General features: G+C 60.8%; 19 protein-coding genes and 1 pseudogene. 17 read left to right on the top strand and 3 right to left on the bottom strand.

Annotation, left to right across the window (positions count from 1 at the left end):
* The first annotated feature begins 304 nt into the window (after positions 1-304).
* From mraZ to lpxC, 16 genes are all read left to right on the top strand, one after another.
* A complete protein-coding gene (gene mraZ / locus AC1Q8Q_RS20420) occupies positions 305-760 on the top strand; it encodes a division/cell wall cluster transcriptional repressor MraZ (RefSeq protein ID WP_033040298.1) in 456 nt (151 codons plus the stop codon).
* On the top strand, positions 757-1,704 hold the full coding sequence (gene rsmH / locus AC1Q8Q_RS20415; protein ID WP_008060265.1) for a 16S rRNA (cytosine(1402)-N(4))-methyltransferase RsmH: 948 nt from the start codon (positions 757-759) through the stop codon (positions 1,702-1,704). The genes mraZ and rsmH overlap by 4 nt, the downstream gene beginning before the upstream one ends.
* Positions 1,701-1,994: a cell division protein FtsL gene (gene ftsL / locus AC1Q8Q_RS20410; RefSeq protein WP_020800843.1), complete on the top strand. Its 294-nt coding sequence runs from the start codon at positions 1,701-1,703 to the stop codon at positions 1,992-1,994. The genes rsmH and ftsL overlap by 4 nt, the downstream gene beginning before the upstream one ends.
* On the top strand, positions 1,994-3,733 hold the full coding sequence (locus AC1Q8Q_RS20405; RefSeq protein ID WP_173667183.1) for a peptidoglycan D,D-transpeptidase FtsI family protein: 1,740 nt from the start codon (positions 1,994-1,996) through the stop codon (positions 3,731-3,733). The genes ftsL and AC1Q8Q_RS20405 overlap by 1 nt, the downstream gene beginning before the upstream one ends.
* A complete protein-coding gene (locus tag AC1Q8Q_RS20400; protein ID WP_168758932.1) occupies positions 3,733-5,196 on the top strand; it encodes a UDP-N-acetylmuramoyl-L-alanyl-D-glutamate--2,6-diaminopimelate ligase in 1,464 nt (487 codons plus the stop codon). The genes AC1Q8Q_RS20405 and AC1Q8Q_RS20400 overlap by 1 nt, the downstream gene beginning before the upstream one ends.
* The gene (locus AC1Q8Q_RS20395) at positions 5,189-6,556 is read left to right on the top strand and encodes a UDP-N-acetylmuramoyl-tripeptide--D-alanyl-D-alanine ligase (RefSeq protein WP_083349737.1); all 1,368 of its coding nucleotides are present in this window, start codon (positions 5,189-5,191) and stop codon (positions 6,554-6,556) included. Before AC1Q8Q_RS20400 ends, AC1Q8Q_RS20395 begins: the two co-directional genes overlap by 8 nt.
* The gene (gene mraY / locus AC1Q8Q_RS20390; protein WP_008016698.1) at positions 6,556-7,638 is read left to right on the top strand and encodes a phospho-N-acetylmuramoyl-pentapeptide-transferase; all 1,083 of its coding nucleotides are present in this window, start codon (positions 6,556-6,558) and stop codon (positions 7,636-7,638) included. Before AC1Q8Q_RS20395 ends, mraY begins: the two co-directional genes overlap by 1 nt.
* 6 nt (positions 7,639-7,644) lie before the next feature.
* Complete coding sequence (gene murD, locus AC1Q8Q_RS20385) at positions 7,645-8,991, top strand: UDP-N-acetylmuramoyl-L-alanine--D-glutamate ligase (RefSeq protein WP_492615448.1); 1,347 nt, start codon at positions 7,645-7,647, stop codon at positions 8,989-8,991.
* Entirely contained in the window at positions 8,988-10,205 is a 1,218-nt protein-coding gene (gene ftsW / locus AC1Q8Q_RS20380) for a putative lipid II flippase FtsW (protein WP_020800848.1), read from the top strand. The genes murD and ftsW overlap by 4 nt, the downstream gene beginning before the upstream one ends.
* Complete coding sequence (gene murG, locus AC1Q8Q_RS20375) at positions 10,195-11,265, top strand: undecaprenyldiphospho-muramoylpentapeptide beta-N-acetylglucosaminyltransferase (protein WP_020800849.1); 1,071 nt, start codon at positions 10,195-10,197, stop codon at positions 11,263-11,265. The genes ftsW and murG overlap by 11 nt, the downstream gene beginning before the upstream one ends.
* Positions 11,258-12,718 (top strand): UDP-N-acetylmuramate--L-alanine ligase, encoded by a 1,461-nt coding sequence (gene murC / locus AC1Q8Q_RS20370; RefSeq protein WP_020800850.1) that lies wholly within the window; start codon positions 11,258-11,260, stop codon positions 12,716-12,718. The genes murG and murC overlap by 8 nt, the downstream gene beginning before the upstream one ends.
* Positions 12,715-13,680 carry a D-alanine--D-alanine ligase gene (locus AC1Q8Q_RS20365; protein ID WP_020800851.1) on the top strand — a complete coding sequence of 322 codons (966 nt, stop codon included), beginning with the start codon at positions 12,715-12,717 and terminating at the stop codon, positions 13,678-13,680. Before murC ends, AC1Q8Q_RS20365 begins: the two co-directional genes overlap by 4 nt.
* Positions 13,681-13,684: 4 nt before the next feature.
* A complete protein-coding gene (locus AC1Q8Q_RS20360) occupies positions 13,685-14,551 on the top strand; it encodes a cell division protein FtsQ/DivIB (protein ID WP_033040309.1) in 867 nt (288 codons plus the stop codon).
* Between the two features lie 15 nt (positions 14,552-14,566).
* On the top strand, positions 14,567-15,826 hold the full coding sequence (gene ftsA / locus AC1Q8Q_RS20355) for a cell division protein FtsA (protein ID WP_033040311.1): 1,260 nt from the start codon (positions 14,567-14,569) through the stop codon (positions 15,824-15,826).
* A gap of 78 nt (positions 15,827-15,904) precedes the next feature.
* The gene (ftsZ, locus tag AC1Q8Q_RS20350) at positions 15,905-17,098 is read left to right on the top strand and encodes a cell division protein FtsZ (protein ID WP_020800853.1); all 1,194 of its coding nucleotides are present in this window, start codon (positions 15,905-15,907) and stop codon (positions 17,096-17,098) included.
* A 112-nt stretch (positions 17,099-17,210) separates the two neighbouring features.
* Positions 17,211-18,122 (top strand): UDP-3-O-acyl-N-acetylglucosamine deacetylase, encoded by a 912-nt coding sequence (gene lpxC, locus AC1Q8Q_RS20345; RefSeq protein WP_008060300.1) that lies wholly within the window; start codon positions 17,211-17,213, stop codon positions 18,120-18,122.
* A 77-nt stretch (positions 18,123-18,199) separates the two neighbouring features.
* On the opposite strand, the gene AC1Q8Q_RS20340 is transcribed toward lpxC, so the two are convergent.
* The 3 genes from AC1Q8Q_RS20340 to AC1Q8Q_RS20330 form a co-directional block, all read right to left on the bottom strand.
* Positions 18,200-19,693 carry a sensor domain-containing diguanylate cyclase gene (locus AC1Q8Q_RS20340; RefSeq protein ID WP_033040313.1) on the bottom strand — a complete coding sequence of 498 codons (1,494 nt, stop codon included), beginning with the start codon at positions 19,691-19,693 and terminating at the stop codon, positions 18,200-18,202.
* 147 nt (positions 19,694-19,840) lie between these two features.
* Entirely contained in the window at positions 19,841-21,109 is a 1,269-nt protein-coding gene (locus AC1Q8Q_RS20335) for an OprD family porin (RefSeq protein WP_093935845.1), read from the bottom strand.
* 249 nt (positions 21,110-21,358) lie between these two features.
* On the bottom strand, positions 21,359-21,580 hold the full coding sequence (locus AC1Q8Q_RS20330) for a hypothetical protein (protein WP_042955887.1): 222 nt from the start codon (positions 21,578-21,580) through the stop codon (positions 21,359-21,361).
* Between the two features lie 82 nt (positions 21,581-21,662).
* Between AC1Q8Q_RS20330 and AC1Q8Q_RS20325 the strand changes: the two are divergent.
* Positions 21,663-21,911: pseudogene (locus tag AC1Q8Q_RS20325) on the top strand (hypothetical protein); the annotation flags it as partial.

Raw genomic sequence — 21,911 nt, 5'->3', positions numbered from 1 at the left:
TACCCTCCTTTCCCAAACGTCCGCATTATCACTTTCGTAATACCAAAAAAATCTTACTCTTAATAAATCACTTTAACTTCCGAGCGCAGCCCCTTGTGCTGATTCAAGTTATTGGGCGTTTTCATCTGCCTGATCCTGCTTGCTCCCCTCTATATGCTCCTAAATCTCAGTTCTGTAAGGGTTTTCCTTTAAAGCGCGCCTTGACGGTGCGGTGGGCGCATTCCTATAGTGTGCGCAAGTGGCGGAAAGTGGCATGAAGTGGGTTTTTTGAGCTAGAAACGCTAGAATTTGGAGAAACGCTGACGTGTTTCGCGGAGCCAACGCTATCAGTCTCGATGCAAAGGGCCGTCTCGCCATGCCGAGCCGGTACCGTGACGAGCTGGTTTCGCGAAGTTCCGGGCAGTTAATTGTCACAATTGATGCCGTTGATCCGTGTTTGTGTGTTTACCCCCTCGATGAGTGGGAAATTATTGAAACCAAACTGCGCGCACTGCCTTCGCTTCATGAAGCGAACCGTCGTCTGCAACGTTTACTGATTGGTAATGCCGTCGACCTCGAGCTCGATGGCAGTGGTCGTTTTCTGGTTCCGCCGCGTCTTCGTGAATATGCCAAGTTGGATAAGCGCGCGATGCTGGTAGGCCAACTGAACAAGTTCCAATTGTGGGACGAGGATGCCTGGGATGCGGTTGCTGCCGCTGACCTGGCTGCTATTCAAGAACCGGGCGCGATGCCTGACGAACTGCGTGAATTGATCCTGTGACTATAGATAGCGGCTTTAACCACATCACCGTACTGCTTGACGAAGCCGTCGAGGCTCTCGCCGTACGTCCTGATGGCTGCTATCTGGACGGCACGTTCGGACGCGGCGGACACAGCCGGTTGATCCTCAGCCGGCTCGGTCCCGATGGTCGGTTGCTAGGGTTCGACAAAGACCCTCAAGCGATTGCCACCGGGCAGACGCTAGCGGCCGAAGACGGCCGCTTTGTCGTTGTGCAGCGCAGCTTTGCCGAGCTGGGTGCGGAAGTCGCCGCGCGCGGCATGAACGGCAAGGTCAGCGGTGTATTGCTCGACCTAGGCGTCTCTTCGCCACAGCTGGATGACCCGGAGCGCGGTTTCAGTTTTCTCAACGATGGTCCGCTGGACATGCGCATGGACCCGTCCCGCGGGATCAGCGCGGCCGAATTCGTCAACACCGCGCCCGTGGAAGAAATCGCCCGAGTGTTCAAGGAATACGGCGAAGAGCGGTTTTCCGGGCGCATGGCCCGTGCCGTCGCCGAACGTCGCGATATCAAGCCGTTCGAGCGCACTGCCGATCTGGCTGAAGTCCTGAAAGTGGCGAATCCTGCCTGGGAAAAGGGCAAGAACCCGGCAACCCGTGCATTCCAGGGCCTGCGCATTCACGTCAACAACGAACTGGGCGATCTGGAAGCCGGCCTTGAAGCGGCGCTGGAGAGCCTGGAAGTGGGCGGTCGCCTGGTGGTCATCAGCTTCCATTCGCTGGAAGATCGCATCGTCAAGCTGTTCATGCGCAAGCTGGTTAAAGGCGAAGCCGACAACCTGCCACGCAACCTGCCGGTTCGGCACGTCGCCTTCGAACCGAAAATCAAGATCCATGGCAAAGCGCAGACGGCCTCCGATGCCGAGCTGAAGGCCAACCCACGTTCGCGCAGTGCTGTCATGCGTGTGGCGGAGAAGCTGCGGTGAGCAAGCTTTTCGCCAAGCCACTGCCCGGCGGAAGCTTTTTCATGCTGCTGTTGTTCGTTGGCGTGCTCGTGTCGGCCATAGGCGTGTCCTACAGCGCACACTGGAACCGTCAGTTGCTGAACGCGTTGTACAGCGAGTTGAGCGTGCGCGATAAGGCGCAGGCCGAATGGGGGCGCTTGATTCTCGAACAAAGCACCTGGACCGCCCATAGCCGTATCGAAGTGTTGGCCACTGAACAACTGAAAATGCGCATTCCCGGTGCCGCCGAAGTGCAGATGGTGGCGCCATGATGAAACTCGAAGGTGCTCTTTTTCCATGGCGCTTCCGCCTGGTGCTGGGTCTGCTCGGCGTCATGGTGGCGGCGATCGCCTGGCGCATCATTGACCTGCAAGTGGTCGACCGTGCCTTTCTCAAAGGCCAGGGCGATGCGCGCAGCGTTCGGCATATTCCGATCCCGGCTCACCGTGGCCTGATCACCGACCGAAATGGCGAACCTTTGGCCGTGAGTACGCCGGTCACCACCCTGTGGGCCAATGCCAAGGAAATGCAGCTGGCCAAGGAAAAATGGCCGGCACTGGCTGCCGCGCTGGGGCAAGACCCCAAGGCCCTGGCCGAGCGCCTAGAGGCACAGGCCAACAAGGAGTTCATTTATCTGGTGCGCGGGCTGACGCCTGAGCAAGGCCAGGCCGTACTCGACCTGAAAGTGCCGGGTGTCTATGGGATCGAAGAGTTCCGCCGTTTCTACCCGGCTGGTGAGGTCACGGCCCATATGGTCGGCTTTACCGACATTGATGACCACGGACGCGAAGGTGTCGAGCTGGCCTACGATGAATGGCTGGCCGGGGTCCCCGGCAAACGGCAGGTGATCAAGGACCGGCGCGGCCGGTTGATCAAGGATGTCCAGGTTACCAAAAACGCCAAGGCCGGAAAGCCCTTGGCGTTGTCCATTGACCTGCGCCTGCAGTACCTGGCCAACCGCGAGTTGCGCAACGCGATCATCGAGAACGGCGCCAAGGCCGGCAGCCTGGTGATCATGGACGTGAAGACCGGCGAAATCCTCGCCATGGTCAACCAGCCGACCTACAACCCGAACAACCGCCGCAACCTGCAACCGGCGATGATGCGTAACCGCGCGATGATCGACGTGTTCGAACCGGGTTCGACCATGAAGGCGATCTCCATGAGCGCCGCGATCGAAACCGGGCGCTGGAAACCGAGCGATACCGTCGAGGTGTATCCGGGCTCCTTGCAGATCGGCAAGTACACCATCAAGGACGTATCCAAGTCCGAAGGGCCGGTGCTCGACCTGGCTGGCATCCTGATCAATTCCAGTAACGTCGGCATGAGCAAGATCGCGTTCGATATCGGTGGCGAGACGATTTTCCGTCTCGCTCAGAAAGTCGGTCTGGGCCAGGATACCGGCCTCGGCTTCCCGGGCGAGCGTGTCGGCAACCTGCCGAACTACCGCGAGTGGCGCAAGGCTGAAACCGCCACGCTGTCCTACGGCTACGGTGTTTCCGTGACGGCGATCCAGTTGGTTCACGCGTTCTCGGCGTTGGCCAACAACGGTCGCCTGGCGCCACTGACACTGATCAAGACCGACAAGGCGCCACAGACCACCCAGGTACTCCCGGAAGCCGTCGCGAAGACCATGCAAGGCATGCTGCAGCAAGTGATTGAAGCGCCACGCGGTGTATTCCGTGCACAGGTGCCGGCCTATCACGTGGGCGGCAAGTCAGGTACCGCGCGTAAAACGTCGGTCGGTACCAAAGGCTACGCCGAGAACTCCTACCGCTCGCTGTTCGCCGGTTTCGGCCCGATGAGCGATCCACGCTACGCCATCGTGGTGGTGATCGACGAGCCGACCAAGGCTGGTTACTTCGGTGGCCTGGTCTCTGCGCCGGTGTTCAGCCGCGTGATGTCCGGCACCCTGCGTCTGATGAACATCACCCCGGACAACCTGCCACCTACCCAACAAGCGAACGCAGCGCCGGTCGTTCCACTGAAAGCCAATGGAGGGCGCGGCTGATGTCTCTGAGCCTGAACAAGATTTTCCCCCACGCCGGCCACGATCTGTTGATCCGTGAATTGGCGCTCGACAGCCGCAATGTACGCGCCGGTGACTTGTTCCTCGCGGTGCCGGGCGGCAAGTTCGATGGCCGTGCGCACATTGCCGATGCGCTTGCGCGCGGCGCGTCGGCCGTAGCTTATGAAGTGGAAGGCGCCACGGTGCTGCCAATCACTGACGTGCCGCTGATTCCGGTCAAGGGGCTGGCGGCGCAGTTGTCGGACATCGCCGGGCGCTTTTATGGCGAGCCGAGCCATCACCTTAAACTGGTGGGCGTGACCGGCACCAACGGCAAGACCAGCGTGACCCAACTGGTGGCCCAGGCGCTGGACCTTCTGGGCCAGCACTGCGGCATTGTCGGCACCCTTGGCTGTGGTTTTCATGGCGCGCTGGAAAGCGGCCTGCACACCACGCCCAACCCGATTGCAGTGCAAGCGACCCTGGGCGACCTGAAAAAAGCCGGGGCCAAGGCGGTTGCCATGGAGGTCTCGTCCCACGGTCTGGACCAGGGCCGTGTCACCGCGCTGGCATTCGATGTGGCCGTGATGACGAACCTGTCCCGCGACCACCTGGATTACCACGGCACCATGCAGGCCTATGGCGAAGCCAAGGCCAGGCTGTTTGCCTGGAACGATCTGAAATGCCGGGTAATCAACCTCGACGATGACTTCGGCCGGCAACTGGCCGCCGACAAGCGCGAATCGCGGCTGATCACCTACAGCCTGCTCGACAGCAGCGCTTATCTTTATTGCCGCCAGGCGCAGTTCGACGACGAAGGCGTGCGTGCCACGCTGGTCACGCCCCAGGGCGAACACCACCTGCGCAGTACATTGCTGGGTCGTTTCAACTTGAGCAACGTGCTGGCGGCGATTGGCGCCTTGCTCGGTCTGGATTACGCCCTGGACGAAATCCTCAAGGTGCTGCCGAAACTTGAAGGCCCGGCCGGACGCATGCAACGCCTGGGCGGTGGTACCCAGCCGTTGGTGGTGGTCGATTACGCCCACACCCCGGATGCGCTGGAAAAAGTCCTGACGGCCCTGCGTCCTCACGTCAAAGGTCGGCTGCTGTGCCTGTTCGGCTGTGGCGGCGATCGCGATCGCGGCAAGCGTCCGCTGATGGCCGAAGTGGTCGAGCGTCTGGCCGATGGTGTGCTGGTCACCGACGACAACCCGCGTACCGAAGATCCATCGGTGATTTTCGATGACATCCGTGCAGGCTTCACCGCTGTGGATAAAGTGACCTTCGTTGCCGGCCGTGGCCAGGCGATTGCGCAGTTGATCGCGGGTGCGTCGGCCGATGACGTGATTGTCCTGGCCGGTAAAGGTCATGAGGACTATCAGGAAATCAATGGCGAGCGCCATGCCTTTTCCGATCTGGTCGAGGCCGATCACGCCTTGACCGCGTGGGAGGTGGCCCATGCTTAAAGCCTTGAAACTGAGCGAACTCACCGGCGCGCTGAATGGGCGGTTGATCGCCGCTGATGCGAGCTTCGACGGGGTCAGCATTGACAGTCGTGCAATCAAGCCGGGCCAGCTGTTCATCGCCTTGGCCGGTCCGCGCTTCGATGGCCATGACTATCTCAATGAAGTCGCAGCCAAAGGTGCCGTGGCAGCCTTGGTCGAGCGTGAAGTCGCCGACAGCACGCTGCCGCAATTGCTGGTGAGCGATACCCGCCAGGCATTGGGTCAACTGGGCGCGCTCAATCGCGCGGCATTCACCCAGCCAGTCGCCGCCATCACCGGTTCCAGTGGCAAGACCACGGTCAAGGAAATGCTCGCGAGCATCCTGCGCACTCGCGGTCCGGTGCTGGCAACCCGCGGCAACCTGAACAACGACCTCGGTGCTCCGTTGACCCTGCTCGAACTGGCACCGGAACACAGCGCCGCCGTGATCGAGCTCGGTGCTTCGCGTCTGGGTGAAATTGCTTATACCGTGGGCCTGACCAAACCTCATGTGGCCATCCTCAACAATGCCGGAACCGCCCATGTCGGCGAATTCGGCGGGCCGGAAAAAATCGTCGAAGCCAAGGGCGAGATCATTGATGGGCTCGATGCCAATGGCGTCGCCGTACTCAATCTCGACGACAAGGCGTTCGGCATCTGGAAGACCCGCGCTGGCGAGCGCAAGGTGCTGACCTTCGCCCTGAGCAATGTCAGTGCCGATTTCTACGCCAGTGACCTGGCTACCGATGCGCGTGGTTGCCCGGCGTTCAACCTGCACAGTCCTGAAGGTGAGGAGCGCGTTCAACTGAACCTGCTCGGCACCCATAACGTTGCCAATGCCATGGCCGCTGCGGCTGCCGCCCACGCCCTGGGTGTGTCGCTGTTCGGCATCGCCACCGGCCTCGGTGCGGTGCAACCGGTCAAGGGTCGTACCGTCGCGCAACTGGCCAGCAATGGCATGCGCGTGATTGATGACACTTATAACGCGAACCCCACCTCCATGTGCGCTGCCGTTGATATACTGGCCGGCTTTTCCGGTCGCACCGTTCTGGTGCTCGGGGATATCGGCGAGTTGGGCGATTGGGCAGAGCAGGGGCACCGCGATGTGGGCGAGTACGCCCGTGGCAAGGTTTCTGCGCTGTACGCCGTCGGACCGATGATGGTTCACGCCGTCAACGCCTTCGGACCCCAAGCCTTTCACTTCAGCACTCAGGCTGAACTGATCAAGGCGCTGGGCGCCGAGCAAGACACAAACACCACCATTTTGATCAAGGGCTCGCGCAGCGCTGCGATGGAAAACATCGTTGCCGCTTTGTGCGGGTCCAGTCCGGAGAAACATTAATGCTGCTGCTGCTAGCGGAGTATCTGCAACAGTTCTACAAAGGCTTCGCGGTCTTCCAGTACCTGACCCTGCGCGGGATACTCGGTGTGCTGACCGCGCTGGTCTTGTCGCTGTGCTATGGCCCGTGGATGATCCGCACCCTGCAGAACCGTCAGATCGGCCAGTCCGTTCGCAACGACGGCCCGCAATCGCACTTGTCCAAATCCGGCACCCCAACCATGGGTGGCGCGCTGATTCTATCGTCGATTGGTGTCAGCACCCTGTTGTGGGCCGACCTGACCAACCGTTATGTCTGGGTTGTCCTGTTGGTGACCCTGTTGTTCGGTGCCATCGGTTGGGTCGACGACTACCGCAAAGTGATCGAAAAGAATTCCCGTGGCTTGCCCAGTCGCTGGAAGTATTTCTGGCAGTCGGTGTTCGGCCTGGGCGCGGCGATCTTCCTTTATATGACTGCCGCCACCCCGGTGGAAACCACACTGATCCTGCCGATGCTCAAGGACTACAGCATCCCGCTGGGCGCAGGCTTCATCGTCCTGACCTATTTCGTGATCGTGGGTTCGAGCAACGCGGTCAACCTGACCGACGGCCTCGACGGCCTGGCGATCATGCCGACCGTGATGGTCGGCGGCGGCCTGGGGATCTTCTGCTACCTGTCGGGTAACGTGAAATTCGCCGAATACCTGCTGATCCCTTATGTACCGGGCGCGGGTGAGCTGATCGTATTCTGCGGCGCGCTGATCGGCGCTGGCCTGGGCTTCCTGTGGTTCAACACCTACCCGGCACAAGTCTTCATGGGTGACGTCGGCGCATTGGCGTTGGGCGCGGCCCTGGGCACCATCGCGGTAATCGTTCGCCAGGAAATCGTCTTGTTCATCATGGGCGGCGTGTTCGTGATGGAAACCCTGTCAGTCGTCATTCAGGTTGCTTCCTTTAAGCTGACCGGTCGCCGTGTGTTCCGCATGGCACCGATTCACCACCACTTTGAACTCAAGGGTTGGCCCGAGCCACGCGTGATTGTCCGTTTCTGGATCATCACCGTGATTCTCGTGCTGATTGGCCTTGCCACCCTGAAATTGAGGTAGAAACTCGTGTCCCTGATCGCGTCTGACCACTTCCGCATCGTTGTCGGCCTCGGCAAGAGCGGCATGTCCCTGGTTCGCTTCCTGGCGAACCGGGGCGTGGCGTTTGCAGTGGCCGATACGCGGGAAAATCCACCGGAACTGGCCACGCTCAAGCGTGACTACCCGCAGGTGGAAGTGCGTTGTGGCGAGTTGGACGTCGAGTTCCTGTGCCGTGCCGACGAGCTCTACGTGAGCCCCGGCCTGGCACTGGCTACCCCGGCCCTGCAGGCCGCCGCTGCCCGTGGCGTGAAATTGTCCGGCGACATCGAGCTGTTCGCGCGTAACGCGAAGGCGCCGATCGTGGCCATCACCGGTTCCAATGCGAAAAGCACCGTGACCACCCTGGTCGGCGAGATGGCCGCTGCGGCGGGCAAGCGTGTGGCCGTCGGTGGCAACCTGGGTACGCCAGCGCTGGATTTGCTCAGCGACGACATCGAGTTGTACGTGATGGAGCTGTCGAGTTTCCAACTGGAAACCACCGATCAACTCAACGCCGAAGTGGCGACCGTGCTCAACATCAGCGAAGACCACATGGACCGCTACAGCGGCCTGCCGGCCTATCACCTGGCCAAGCACCGGATATTCCGCGGTGCCAGGCAGTTCGTGGTCAACCGCCAGGACGCCCTGAGCCGGCCACTGATCGGCGAGGGTCAGCCATGCTGGACTTTCGGCCTGAACAAGCCTGACTTCAAGGCTTTCGGGCTCCGCGAAGAAGGCGGCGAGAAATACCTGGCTTTTGAATTCCAGAACCTGATGCCAGTGCGCGAATTGAAAGTTCGCGGCGCCCATAACCAGTCCAACGCCCTGGCGGCCTTGGCACTCGGCCACGCCGTCGGCTTGCCGTTCGACGCCATGCTGTCGGCCCTGCGCAATTTCGCCGGGCTGGAGCATCGTTGCCAATGGGTCCGTGACTTGGATGGCGTGGGCTATTACAACGATTCCAAAGCCACCAATGTCGGCGCCGCGCTGGCGGCCATCGAAGGCCTGGGCGCGGACATCGACGGCAAAGTCGTGCTGATCGCAGGTGGCGATGGCAAGGGCGCCGAATTCAAGGACCTGCGTGATCCGGTGGCGGCCAACTGCCGCGCCGTGATCCTCATGGGCCGCGACAGCGACAAGATCGGCCAGGCCATCGGCGATGCCGTACCGCTGATTCGTGCGGGCTCCCTGGTCGAAGCCGTCGAGCAATGCCGCGCCACTGCTCAAACGGGCGACGTGGTGCTGCTGTCGCCAGCGTGCGCCAGTTTCGACATGTTCAAGAACTACGAAGATCGTGGTCACCAATTCGTCCAAGCCGTGGAGGAACTGGCATGAGTCTTCGAGGCATCATCAAGCCGTACCCATCGCCACTGATCACCGGGCGCGGTATCGACCTCGACTTTCCGATGCTCGTCGGTTGCCTGACGTTGCTGGGCCTGGGGCTGGTCATGATTGCATCGGCCTCCACCGAAGTGGCGGCGGTCCAGTCGGGCAGCGCCCTGTACTACATGATTCGCCACCTTATCTACGTGGTGCTGGGCCTGGGTGCCTGCATCGTCACCATGATGATCCCGATCGCCACCTGGCAACGCCTGGGCTGGCTGATGCTGTTGGGGGCATTCGGTTTGCTGGTGATGGTGATCATCCCGGGGATCGGCCGTGAGGTGAACGGTTCGATGCGCTGGATCGGCTTCAGTTTTTTCAACGTCCAGCCTTCCGAGATCGCCAAGGTGTTCGTGGTGATCTACCTCGCCGGTTATCTGGTGCGTCGCCAGAAAGAAGTGCGTGAAAGCTGGATGGGTTTCTTCAAGCCATTCATCGTGTTACTGCCGATGGCGGGCCTGCTGCTGATGGAACCGGACTTCGGTGCCACCGTCGTGATGATGGGCGCGGCGGCGGCGATGCTGTTCCTCGGCGGGGTCGGGCTGTTCCGGTTTTCCCTGATGGTGGTCCTGGCGGTCGGGGCGGTGGTGTTGCTGATCCAGATGCAGCCGTATCGAATGGCGCGCCTGACCAACTTTGCCGACCCATGGGCCGACCAGTTCGGTGCCGGTTATCAGCTGTCCCAGGCGTTGATCGCTTTCGGTCGCGGCGAGTGGCTGGGCGTCGGCCTGGGCAACAGCGTGCAGAAACAGTTCTACCTGCCGGAAGCCCACACCGACTTCGTGTTCTCGGTCCTGGCCGAAGAGCTGGGTGCCGTGGGTTCCTTGTGCACGGTGGCGCTGTTCGTCTTCGTCTGTATTCGCGGCATGTACATCGGCTTGTGGGCCGAGAAGGCCAAGCAGTTCTTCGCCGCCTATGTCGCCTACGGTCTGTCGTTCCTGTGGATCGGTCAGTTCCTGATCAACATCGGCGTGAACGTCGGCCTGCTGCCGACCAAGGGCCTGACACTGCCGTTCCTCAGCTATGGCGGCAGTTCGTTGGTGATCTGCTGTGCCTGTCTGGGTTTGTTGCTGCGCATCGAGTGGGAGAGTCGAACCCACCTGGGCAGCGAAGAGATGGAATTCCATGAGAGCGACTTCGCCGAGGAGCCGAACCATGGGCGCTAACGTATTGATCATGGCCGGTGGCACCGGGGGCCATGTGTTCCCGGCCTTGGCCTGTGCCCGCGAATTCCAGTCCCGCGGCTACACCGTGCACTGGCTGGGCACGCCGCGCGGCATCGAGAACGAACTGGTTCCGGCGGCCGGCATCGAACTGCATCGGATCAACGCCAGCGGTTTGCGCGGCAAGGGCAAGTTGTCCCTGCTCAAGGCGCCGTTCATGTTGCTCAAGTCGGTGTGGCAGGCGCGGGCGATCATTCGTCGTTTGCAACCGGCTTGCGTGGTGGGTTTTGGTGGTTATGTGACCGGTCCCGGCGGTGTCGCAGCCAAACTGGCCGGCGTGCCGGTGATCGTTCACGAACAGAACGCCGTGGCCGGTACCGCCAATCGGTTGCTCGTGCCGTTGGCCGCCCGGGTCTGTGAAGCGTTCCCCGACACCTTTACCCTGTCGAGCAGCCGACGGACCACCGGTAACCCGGTGCGCACCGAGCTGTTCCTCGAAACACCGCGACCAGCCCTGGCCGGTCGCAAGGCGCGTTTGCTGATCCTGGGTGGAAGCCTGGGCGCAGAACCGTTGAACAAGCTGCTGCCTGAAGCCCTGTCGCAAGTCCCCGTCGACCTGCGCCCGGACGTGTTCCATCAGGCCGGCAAAAACCACGATGAAGTGACTGCGCAGCGCTACCTCGCGGCTGGCGTCGAGGCGCAAGTGCAGCCGTTCATCAAAGACATGGCCCAAGCCTATGGCTGGGCCGACCTGGTGGTATGTCGCGCAGGTGCGCTGACCATCAGTGAACTGGCTGCCGCCGGTCTGCCCTCGATGCTGGTGCCGTTGCCCCACGCGATCGACGATCACCAGACCCGCAACGCCGATTATTTGGCCCGTGAAGGCGCTGCCTTCCTGATGCCGCAAAGAACGACCGGTGCAGCGGATCTTGCCGCGCGCCTGACAGAGGTCCTGATGCAACCACAACGACTCAACGATATGGCCACTGCGGCCCGCCGCCTGGCCAAACCCGATGCCACCCGTAACGTGGTCGATACCTGCCTGGAGGTGGCCCATGGTTGAGAATCAGAAAGCCATGCCGCAACCGGAAATGCGCCGCATCCGTCGCATCCACTTCGTCGGGATCGGCGGCGTGGGCATGTGCGGGATTGCCGAGGTGTTGCTGAACCTGGGTTACGAAGTGTCCGGTTCCGACCTCAAGGCTTCGCCCGTCACCGAGCGCCTGGAATCCTTCGGCGCGCAGATTTTCATCGGTCACCGCGCCGAGAACGCTGCCGCTGCCGACGTGCTGGTGGTGTCCAGCGCCGTGAACACCTCCAACCCGGAAGTCGCCACCGCGCTGGAACGTCGCATCCCGGTCGTGCCTCGGGCGGAAATGCTGGCCGAGCTGATGCGTTATCGCCACGGCATCGCCGTTGCCGGTACCCACGGCAAGACCACCACCACCAGCCTGATCGCCTCGGTCTTCGCCGCCGGCGGCCTGGACCCGACGTTCGTCATCGGTGGCCGCCTGAATGCAGCTGGCACCAATGCCCAGCTTGGCACCAGCCGCTACCTGATCGCCGAAGCCGACGAAAGTGACGCCAGCTTCCTGCACTTGCAGCCGCTGGTGGCCGTGGTCACCAACATCGACGCCGACCACATGGCGACCTACGACGGTGACTTCAACAAACTGAAGAAAACCTTCGTCGAGTTCCTGCATAACCTGCCTTTCTACGGCCTGGCGGTGGTGTGCCTGGACGATCCGGTGGTGCGTGAAATCCTCCCGCAGGTCAAGCGTCCGACCGTTACCTACGGCTTCGGCGAAGACTGCGACGTGCGCGCCATCAATGTGCGCCAGCAAGGCATGCAGACGTTCTTCACCGTGCTGCGCCCTGACCGTGAACCACTGGATGTGTCGGTGAACATGCCGGGCAACCACAACGTATTGAACGCCCTGGCAACCATCTGCATCGCCACCGACGAAGGCGTCAGCGATGAAGCCATCGTCCAGGGCCTGTCCGGGTTCCAGGGCGTTGGCCGACGCTTCCAGGTCTACGGCGAACTGCCGGTGGACGGTGGCCAGGTGATGCTGGTGGACGACTACGGTCACCACCCGACCGAAGTCGCCGCGGTGATCAAGGCCGTGCGCGGTGGTTGGCCGGAGCGTCGCCTGGTGATGGTCTACCAGCCGCACCGTTACAGCCGTACGCGCGACCTGTACGACGACTTCGTCAATGTGCTGGCCGACGCCAACGTCCTGCTGCTGATGGAAGTCTATCCGGCCGGTGAAGAGCCGATCCCCGGTGCCGACAGCCGCAAGCTGTGCAACAGCATCCGCCAGCGCGGCCAGCTCGACCCGATCTACATCGAGCGCGGTGTCGACCTCGCGCCGCTGGTCAAGCCGCTGTTGCGTGCCGGTGACATCCTGCTGTGCCAGGGCGCCGGTGATATCGGCGGTCTCGCACCGAAACTGTTGAAAAGTGAGTTGTTCGCCGGTGCTGTTGTTGCATCGGTGGAGGGGAAGTTGAAATGACTGCTGCCTACGCCAACCTCGCCAGCACCGTCGCGCCGAAAGACTTCGGCCGCGTCGCCGTGCTGTTCGGCGGCAAGAGTGCCGAACGCGAAGTGTCCCTGAAGTCGGGTAACGCCGTTCTCGATGCGTTGCTCAGTGCAGGTGTGGACGCGTTCGGCCTCGACGTCGGCGATGACCTGTTGCAGCGTCTGCTGAACGAAAAGATCGACCGCGCCTTCATCATCCTCCACGGCCGTGGCGGTGAAGACGGCAGCATGCAGGGCCTGCTCGAGTGCCTGGGGATTCCCTACACCGGCAGCGGCATCCTCGCCTCGGCGCTGGCCATGGACAAGCTGCGCACCAAGCAGGTCTGGCACAGCCTGGGGATTCCGACGCCACGTCACGCGGTACTGAGCAGCGAAGCCGATTGTATTTCGGCGGCGACGGAACTGGGCTTCCCTTTGATCGTCAAACCGGCCCATGAAGGTTCAAGTATCGGTATGGCCAAAGTGAGTTCCGCGTCTGAATTGATCGACGCCTGGAAAGCGGCCAGTACCTACGATTCGCAAGTGTTGGTCGAGCAATGGATTCACGGTCCGGAGTTCACCATCGCCACCCTGCGTGACCAGGTGTTGCCTCCAATCGCCCTGGGCACGACGCACAGTTTCTACGACTACGACGCCAAGTACATCGCCAACGATACCCAGTACCGTATTCCGTGCGGCCTGGACAGCGCCAAGGAAAAGGAACTCATGGACCTCACGGCGAAAGCCTGTGAAGCCTTGGGTATCGCCGGTTGGGGCAGGGCGGATGTGATGCAGGACGCCGAGGGGCAGTTCTGGTTCCTGGAAGTCAACACGGCACCGGGCATGACCGATCACAGCCTGGTGCCGATGGCGGCCCGTGCTGCCGGCCTGGATTTCCAGCAACTGGTTCTGGCCATTCTGGCCGAGAGCTTCGGCAAGCAAGAGCCGCGAGGTTAAGACCATGCAAGGCGCACAGTTGAGACATCAGCCTACCGCACCCGGTCGCAAGCCGGTGCCGCGGGGTGCCAGCCGAATGGTGGCCAAAGAGCCGATGTCCGCGCGCCTGCCGAAAGCCAACTTTGGCTTTGTCAAAGCGCTGTTCTGGCCAGTCCTGCTGGTGGCGTTGGGGTTCGGTACTTATGAAGGCGCGCAGCGTTTATTGCCGTATGCCGATCGACCGATCACCAAGATCGCGGTACAGGGCGACCTGAGCTACATCAGCCAGCAAGCGGTGCAGCAGCGAATCGCCCCGTTCGTTGCGGCGAGCTTCTTCACCATCGACCTTGAGAGCATGCGCACCGAGCTTGAAACGATGCCATGGATTGCCCACGCCGAAGTGCGCAGGGTGTGGCCGGATCAGGTGGTGATTCGCCTGGAAGAACAACTGCCGGTGGCCCGTTGGGGCGACGAATCGCTGCTGAATAACCAGGGGCAGGCGTTCACCCCGCGCGAGCTGGCCAACTACGAACACTTGCCGCAGTTGTTTGGTCCGCAGCGGGCCCAACAGCAGGTGATGCAGCAATATCAGGTACTGAGCCAGTTGCTCAGGCCATTGGGCTTCTCGATTGCGCGCCTGGAGTTGCGTGAACGAGGCAGCTGGTTCCTGACGACCGGCCCTGGCAGTGCCGGCCCCGGGATCGAACTGCTGCTGGGACGCGGCAACCTGGTGGAAAAGATGCGCCGTTTCATTGCCATCTATGACAAGACGCTCAAAGAGCAGATTACGAACATTGCGCGCATCGATCTGCGCTACGCCAACGGCCTCGCTGTTGGCTGGCGGGAACCAGTAGCGCCGACGACAGCCCAACCCGCTGTCGCGAAGAATTAAGAGAGGCAGGACCCCATGGCAAACGTGCAAAGCGGCAAAATGATCGTCGGTCTCGATATCGGCACCTCCAAGGTGGTGGCGCTGGTCGGCGAGGTCTCGGACGACGGCACGCTGGAAATCGTCGGGATCGGCACCCATCCGTCCCGAGGCCTGAAGAAAGGCGTGGTGGTGAACATCGAGTCCACCGTGCAGTCGATCCAGCGCGCCATCGAAGAAGCGCAGCTGATGGCTGGCTGCCGTATCCACTCGGCGTTTGTCGGCGTGGCGGGCAACCATATCCGCAGCCTGAACTCCCACGGCATCGTGGCAATTCGTGATCGCGAAGTCAGCTCCGCCGACCTTGAGCGCGTACTCGACGCCGCCCAGGCCGTGGCGATCCCGGCTGACCAGCGGGTGCTGCACACCTTGCCGCAGGATTACGTGATCGATAACCAGGAAGGCGTCCGCGAGCCACTGGGCATGTCCGGTGTGCGCCTGGAAGCCAAGGTCCACGTGGTCACCTGCGCCGTCAACGCCGCACAGAACATTGAAAAATGTGTGCGTCGCTGCGGCCTGGAAATCGACGACATCATCCTCGAGCAACTCGCTTCGGCTTATTCCGTGCTGACCGACGACGAGAAAGAGCTGGGCGTGTGCCTGGTGGACATCGGTGGCGGCACCACCGACATCGCGATCTTCACCGAAGGCGCGATCCGTCACACCGCGGTGATCCCGATTGCGGGCGACCAGGTGACCAACGACATCGCGATGGCGTTGCGCACTCCGACCCAGTACGCCGAAGAAATCAAGATCCGCTACGCCTGTGCCCTGGCCAAACTGGCGGGCGCCGGTGAAACCATCAAGGTCCCGAGCGTCGGCGACCGTCCGCCGCGCGAGCTGTCCCGCCAGGCCCTGGCCGAAGTGGTCGAGCCGCGTTACGACGAACTGTTCACGCTGATCCAGGCTGAGCTGCGTCGCAGTGGCTACGAAGACCTGATCCCGGCCGGCATCGTGCTGACTGGCGGTACCGCGAAGATGGAAGGCGCCACTGAACTGGCCGAGGAAATCTTCCACATGCCGGTGCGCCTGGGCGTGCCCCACGGCGTCAAGGGCCTGGATGACGTGGTGCGCAACCCGATCTATTCCACGGGCGTTGGCCTGTTGATGTACGGCCTGCAGAAGCAATCCGACGGCATCTCGTTCTCGGGTATCGGCAGCCGCGACAGCTTCAGCAACGAAGAACCCAAAGGTGCCTTGCTCGATCGCATCAAGAGCTGGGTCCAGGGCAATTTCTAAGATTTACCGCAGCACCGCAACACCGTTGTAGATACAGGCAGTAGGCGAAAAAACTAGAGAACGTAAAGGAGAGGGAAAATGTTCGAACTCGTAGACAACATCCCCGCAAGCCCGGTTATTAAAGTTATCGGTGTCGGCGGTGGCGGTGGCAACGCCGTGAATCACATGGTCAAGAGCAACATTGAAGGCGTTGAGTTCATCTGCGCCAACACTGATGCCCAGGCGCTCAAGAGCATTGGCGCGCGGACCATCCTGCAACTGGGTACCGGCGTGACCAAAGGCCTGGGCGCGGGTGCCAACCCTGAAGTAGGTCGTCAGGCCGCTCTCGAAGATCGTGAGCGCATTGCCGAAGTCCTGCAGGGCACCAACATGGTGTTCATCACCACTGGCATGGGCGGTGGTACCGGTACCGGTGCTGCGCCAATCATTGCCGAAGTGGCCAAGGAAATGGGGATTCTCACCGTTGCGGTGGTGACTCGTCCGTTCCCGTTCGAAGGTCGCAAGCGCATGCAGATTGCCGATGAAGGCATCCGCCTGCTGTCGGAAAGCGTCGACTCGTTGATCACCATTCCGAACGAGAAGCTGCTGACCATCCTCGGTAAGGACGCCAGCCTCTTGTCGGCTTTCGCCAAGGCTGACGATGTACTGGCCGGTGCCGTTCGCGGTATCTCCGACATCATCAAGCGTCCGGGCATGATCAACGTCGACTTTGCCGACGTACGTACCGTGATGAGCGAAATGGGCATGGCGATGATGGGCACTGGCTGCGCCAGCGGTCCGAACCGTGCACGCGAGGCTACCGAAGCGGCCATTCGCAACCCGTTGCTCGAAGACGTGAACCTGCAAGGTGCACGCGGCATCCTGGTGAACATCACCGCCGGTCCTGACCTGTCCCTGGGTGAGTACTCCGACGTGGGTAGCATCATCGAAGCCTTCGCTTCCGAGCACGCCATGGTCAAGGTCGGTACCGTTATCGATCCAGACATGCGCGACGAGCTGCACGTGACTGTCGTTGCGACCGGTTTGGGCGCTAAAATCGAGAAGCCGGTGAAGATCATCGACAATACCGTCCACACGTCGATGGCTTCCCAGCCGCAACAACAGGCCCCTGTTCGTCAGGACGCTCCAGCGGTGAACTACCGTGACCTGGACCGTCCGACCGTCATGCGCAACCAGGCCCAGGCCGGTGCTGCGACTGCCGCGAAGATGAATCCGCAAGATGATCTGGACTACCTGGACATCCCGGCATTCCTGCGTCGTCAGGCCGATTGATGAAATGTATCAGGGCTATGAAGGTGATTGGTGTTCAGCAAAGGCGTGGTCTGCTATCATCGCCAGCCTTTGTTGATACCAGTTCGCAATTTGCGCTGAAGCGGCCCAAGCCATGATTAAACAACGCACACTGAAAAATATTATCCGTGCCACAGGTGTAGGTCTGCACTCCGGGGAGAAGGTATACCTGACCCTCAAGCCTGCGCCGATCGACACCGGCATTGTGTTTTGTCGTGCCGACCTCGATCCCGTGGTGCAGATCCCTGCACGCGCAGAAAACGTTGGCGAAACCACCATGTCGACCACACTGGTCAACGGTGACGTCAAAGTGGATACGGTGGAGCACTTGCTCTCGGCCATGGCTGGCCTGGGCATCGATAACGCCTACGTCGAGCTCTCCGCGTCCGAAGTCCCGATCATGGATGGCAGCGCTGGACCTTTCGTATTCCTGATTCAGTCGGCTGGCCTGGAAGAGCAGGACGCCGCCAAGAAGTTCATCCGCATCCTGCGTGAAGTGACTGTGGAAGACGGCGACAAGCGCGCCACTTTCGTCCCTTTCGAAGGTTTCAAGGTGAGTTTCGAGATCGATTTCGATCACCCGGTTTTCCGTGACCGCACACAAAGTGCAAGCGTGGATTTTTCCAGCACTTCGTTCGTAAAAGAAGTCAGCCGCGCCCGTACCTTTGGTTTCATGAGTGACATCGAGTACCTGCGCAAGCACAACCTCGCACTCGGCGGCAGTGTTGAAAACGCTATTGTGGTCGACGCTGATGGTGTATTGAACGAAGACGGCCTTCGCTACGAAGACGAATTCGTGAAACACAAGATCCTCGATGCAATTGGTGACCTCTACCTGCTGGGCAATAGCCTGATTGGTGAGTTCAAGGGCTTCAAGTCCGGCCACGCACTGAACAACCAGCTGCTGCGCAAGTTGATTGAGCAGACAGATGCCTGGGAAGTCGTGACGTTCGAAGACGCCAGCACCGCACCGATCTCTTACATGCGCCCTGTAGCGGCCGTGTAAGTAAAAAACCTCTCTAGTTTTTAAAGGCTGCCTTCGGGTGGCCTTTTTTTATGTGTGCGAATGTTCATCGCCATCCACTACAAGGCTACTACCCGATTGCGCCCGGTCTCCTTGGCTTGATACAACGCTTTGTCCGCGGCGAACATCAGCACCTCCAGGTTGATGTCGGAGCAGGCGTTCCAGGTGCTGATGCCAATGCTCACGGTAATTGGCGAGTCGGTCCCGTCGATCGGCGGTAGCTGCTCGACGGCCTCTCGAATGCGCTCGGCGATCTGTTGCGCGCCCGCCATATCGGTTTCCGGCAGGACCACCGAAAACTCCTCGCCTCCGTAGCGCGCGACCAGGTCGGCAGGCCGCCTTACGTGGGTGCGCAACACATTGGCCACTGCGCGCAAGGCCTCATCGCCGGCTTGATGGCCGTGACGATCGTTGAAGGCCTTGAAGTGATCGGCGTCGATCATCAGCAGCGACAATGGCTTGCCGGAACGCTGGGCGCGAAACCACTCATGACGCAACGTCTGGTCCAGCGTGCGGCGGTTCGCCAGACCGGTCAAGGCGTCGGTGGCGGCCAGTTGCGCCAGTTCCAGTTCGGCATGGTGGCGCAGGCGCAGTTCGCGGCAGAGCAACCAGGTCAGCCACAGCAGGCACGCACACAGCGCAATCGTGGCCAGGCTGACCACCAGCGCCGTGCGTTGCCACGAAGCAAACACTTCCGCGCCCGACAGCGCCACGATGACAATCAGCGGCAGATTGCCAACCTGGGAAAAGGTGTAGAGCCGTTGATCCTGGTGGCGACTCGAGACACTGCTGAAGCTGCCGTTGCCTTCCTTGACGATGCGCTGGAAGTTGGGGCGACTGCTGAAGTCCGAGCCGGTCAGGTCTTCGCCCAGGCGAGGGACTTGGGCTAGGAGAATTCCATCCTTGTTGATCAGGCTGATCGAGCTGTCAGGACCGATGTTCAGGCTGTTGAACAGCTGTTCGAAGTAGCTCAGGCGCATGGCCGCTTCGGCGACTCCAAGGAACTCGCCCTGGGCGCCACTGATCCGGCGGCTGAAGCTGATACGCCATTCGTTGTTGGCCAACCGGGACCGAAAAGGACGGCTGATGAACATGCCCGGGTCGCTGTTGTTCACGTGGGACTGGAAGTACTCGCGGTCGGCAAAGTTACCTTTCCTCGGTTCTCGCGAAGCCGAGTCGGCGACTACGTTGCCCTGCTGGTCGAGCAACAGGATGTCACCCTTGTACGGTGCCGCGGTGGCGCGATCGAACAAGGCCAGGTGACGGATCTGCGGGGAAACGTGCATGAGGTCTTCACGACGCGAGGCCGCGATCAAGCCGAGCAAGGAGACGTCATAGAGCTCGATGTTGCGCAGGACGTCGGCTTCGATCAATTGCACAATGTTGGCCGCGGAGCGACTGGCTGACAGTTCGGCATTGGCGCGTTCACGCACCAGCAGGAACGCCACGATGCCGAGGATGGCAATCACCATCAAGACGCTGCCGACAATCACCAATCGCTCGGAACGCGTGGATGGGGTTGTGGGGTGAAATGTCGCGCTGCGCTCGCTCATGGTTCTGGCTTCTGCTGTCTAGGCGTCGGGAACATTCTTTTACAAGAATCGGGCAGCGTTCCGGACACCCGTCATATCCACCGCCTCCCTGCGCACTCCGGATAAAAAAAGGCCAGCAAAACGTGCCGGCCTTTTGTTTACTGAAGCTTAGAAGACATTGAGCGGGTAGTCGAAAATCACCCGGTATTCGTCAGTGTCCTGATCCAGTGCGCCATAACCGTTGCCACCCCGGTTCGTTGCCCATTGCAGGCGTAGGGCAAGGTTTTTCGCCTGGCCAGCCTGGACCACGTACTTGAGTTCGATGTCGCGCTCCCAGTGCCTGGCGTTTTTGCCGTCGGCGCTATACCAAGCGCTGTACCCTGGGCTGTCTGGATCGACTTTGGTCAGGTCCAGCTTGCCTCGGGAGTAGGACAACGCGGAGGTCAGTCCCGGCAGGCCGAGTCCGACAAAGTCATAGGCGTACTTGAGTTTCCATGAGCGTTCGTTGGGGCCGTTGAAGTCCGAGTATTGCTGGGAGTTGTCGAGGAAGACGCTATCGCCCTGGCTGATGTAGTCGAATGGGGTGTTGCCATTGACTCGCTGGTAAGCAGTGGTGACGCTGTGATTGCCGATGCCGAGGGTGAAATGCAGGCTGTAGGTGTTGTTGTCGATGTGGCCGAGCAGCGCGTCACCGGTGTCTTGCGTGTGATAGAAGTGCAGGCCTGGGTTGAGGCTGACCACCTCGTTGAGCGCATAGGTGTAATCGAGGTCGTAGTAGTACTGGTTCCAAATGTCCTTGAGCTCGGCGGCATACAGGCTGCTGCTCAAGCCGGGCAGACCGCTCCAGGCCACGCCTGCCCAGTTGAGATGCCGGCTCTCGTCACCTTCGGCCAAGGTGCCGTAGGACGTGCCGATACGGGTATGGCCACTTTGGTTATACGGCTTGGTGAAGCTCGCTTGCCCACCCTCTATCAGCCAGCCGTCGAAGCTGTGGTTGGTCAGGCTGACCCCGCGAAAGGTCTGCGGCAACATGCGGGTCTCACCGCCGGCAATCACCGGATTGGCGAGAAACAGGTCACCGGCCTTCAATTCGGTATCGAAGGCACGCATTTTCAGGGTGCCGCCTGCGGTGGAGAAAGAGCCCGGTGCCTTGCCGTTGCCATCGCTGACCGGCAGGATGCTCGAATTGTCCGTGCCACCGCCACCGTCGAGCTTGAGCCCAAGCATGGCATGTGCGTCGAAGCCGAACCCGACGCTGCCTTCAGTGAAGCCCGATTCGAAGATGCCCAGGAAACCCTGGCCCCATTCAATATTGTCATCGGCCTGCTGCTGGCGATTGCGGTTCATGTAGTAGTTGCGCGCGTTGAGGGTGAGGCTGGCGTCTTCGGCGAAACCTTGGGCAGCTGAATTGTCAGTGGCGTGAGCATTGGCCGTCATCGTTGCAGCGATTGCAACGAACAGCGCAGGTGAACTGAGTGGGATACGCACGGGGGTAAAGCTCCTGGGTCAGCGGGGAACAGCACTTTTCTTGCAGTCGCAGAGGTGTCTTGTTGGCGAAAAAAGGACGCGGCGGGTGGCAAAAACCACAACGAAAAAAAGCCGCTGACAGCAGCGGCTTTGAAGACAACTTTTCAATGGGAAGAGCCGTTGAAAAGTGTCGAGGGAAACTGGAGCGGTGAGCGGCGATCAGCTGTCTTTCTCAGCCTGCTTGGCCTGGACGCTCGACGCTTGTGGGGCTTGGGTGGCCTCCTGGGCTTTGGCGGTCATCTCGATCTGGTGCTCTTCGTAGGCTGCCGCCCGGGCGGTATTTTGTGCGACGAAGGCCTGTGACTCTTCGGCCATGGCGAACGGAGACAGGAACAGAGAAGACAGAACGAAAGCGCTGGCAATACCCATACTGTTGGACATCTTTTAAACCTTCTTGCTTGGCAAGTGCTGTTTGGTGCGGGCAAAGATAAGGGGCTTGAGGGAAAGGAAAAAGAGCGGATTCATGAAAGGACTGTTACCTAAAGAGCAAAGATCGAGCTTCCGACACAACGCGCGGGAAAGATTTTTTGTAGGAGCCAGGTTTGCCGGCGAAGGCGTCCTGACAGCTGGAGCTAATCTTTCAGGTGTACATATCCAATTCTGCGGTAACGGCCACCTATGGTTTCGCCCTTACGGCGAGTCACTTGGAAAAACGGAACGCCGCCCGGCCCTAAGTAACCAAGGGCTCTTGCCCCTGGCGTTCGGTGCCTCG

This window comes from Pseudomonas sp. GW823-FHT06B06, assembly GCF_058795195.1.
This window is presented reverse-complemented; position numbering and strand designations above follow the sequence as displayed.

Bases quoted from the DNA above. Each gene is read 5' to 3' on its own strand.
- AC1Q8Q_RS20360 (WP_033040309.1), top strand. From the start codon at position 13,685: ATGCAAGGCGCACAGTTGAGACATCAGCCTACCGCACCCGGTCGCAAG.
- AC1Q8Q_RS20330 (WP_042955887.1), bottom strand. From the start codon at position 21,580: ATGTCCAACAGTATGGGTATTGCCAGCGCTTTCGTTCTGTCTTCTCTG.
- murG (WP_020800849.1), top strand. From the start codon at position 10,195: ATGGGCGCTAACGTATTGATCATGGCCGGTGGCACCGGGGGCCATGTG.
- AC1Q8Q_RS20405 (WP_173667183.1), top strand. From the start codon at position 1,994: ATGAAACTCGAAGGTGCTCTTTTTCCATGGCGCTTCCGCCTGGTGCTG.
- ftsA (WP_033040311.1), top strand. From the start codon at position 14,567: ATGGCAAACGTGCAAAGCGGCAAAATGATCGTCGGTCTCGATATCGGC.
- AC1Q8Q_RS20365 (WP_020800851.1), top strand. From the start codon at position 12,715: ATGACTGCTGCCTACGCCAACCTCGCCAGCACCGTCGCGCCGAAAGAC.
- AC1Q8Q_RS20395 (WP_083349737.1), top strand. From the start codon at position 5,189: ATGCTTAAAGCCTTGAAACTGAGCGAACTCACCGGCGCGCTGAATGGG.
- ftsW (WP_020800848.1), top strand. From the start codon at position 8,988: ATGAGTCTTCGAGGCATCATCAAGCCGTACCCATCGCCACTGATCACC.
- AC1Q8Q_RS20335 (WP_093935845.1), bottom strand. From the start codon at position 21,109: ATGACGGCCAATGCTCACGCCACTGACAATTCAGCTGCCCAAGGTTTC.
- lpxC (WP_008060300.1), top strand. From the start codon at position 17,211: ATGATTAAACAACGCACACTGAAAAATATTATCCGTGCCACAGGTGTA.
- AC1Q8Q_RS20340 (WP_033040313.1), bottom strand. From the start codon at position 19,693: ATGAGCGAGCGCAGCGCGACATTTCACCCCACAACCCCATCCACGCGT.
- murC (WP_020800850.1), top strand. From the start codon at position 11,258: ATGGTTGAGAATCAGAAAGCCATGCCGCAACCGGAAATGCGCCGCATC.
- mraY (WP_008016698.1), top strand. From the start codon at position 6,556: ATGCTGCTGCTGCTAGCGGAGTATCTGCAACAGTTCTACAAAGGCTTC.
- AC1Q8Q_RS20400 (WP_168758932.1), top strand. From the start codon at position 3,733: ATGTCTCTGAGCCTGAACAAGATTTTCCCCCACGCCGGCCACGATCTG.
- ftsZ (WP_020800853.1), top strand. From the start codon at position 15,905: ATGTTCGAACTCGTAGACAACATCCCCGCAAGCCCGGTTATTAAAGTT.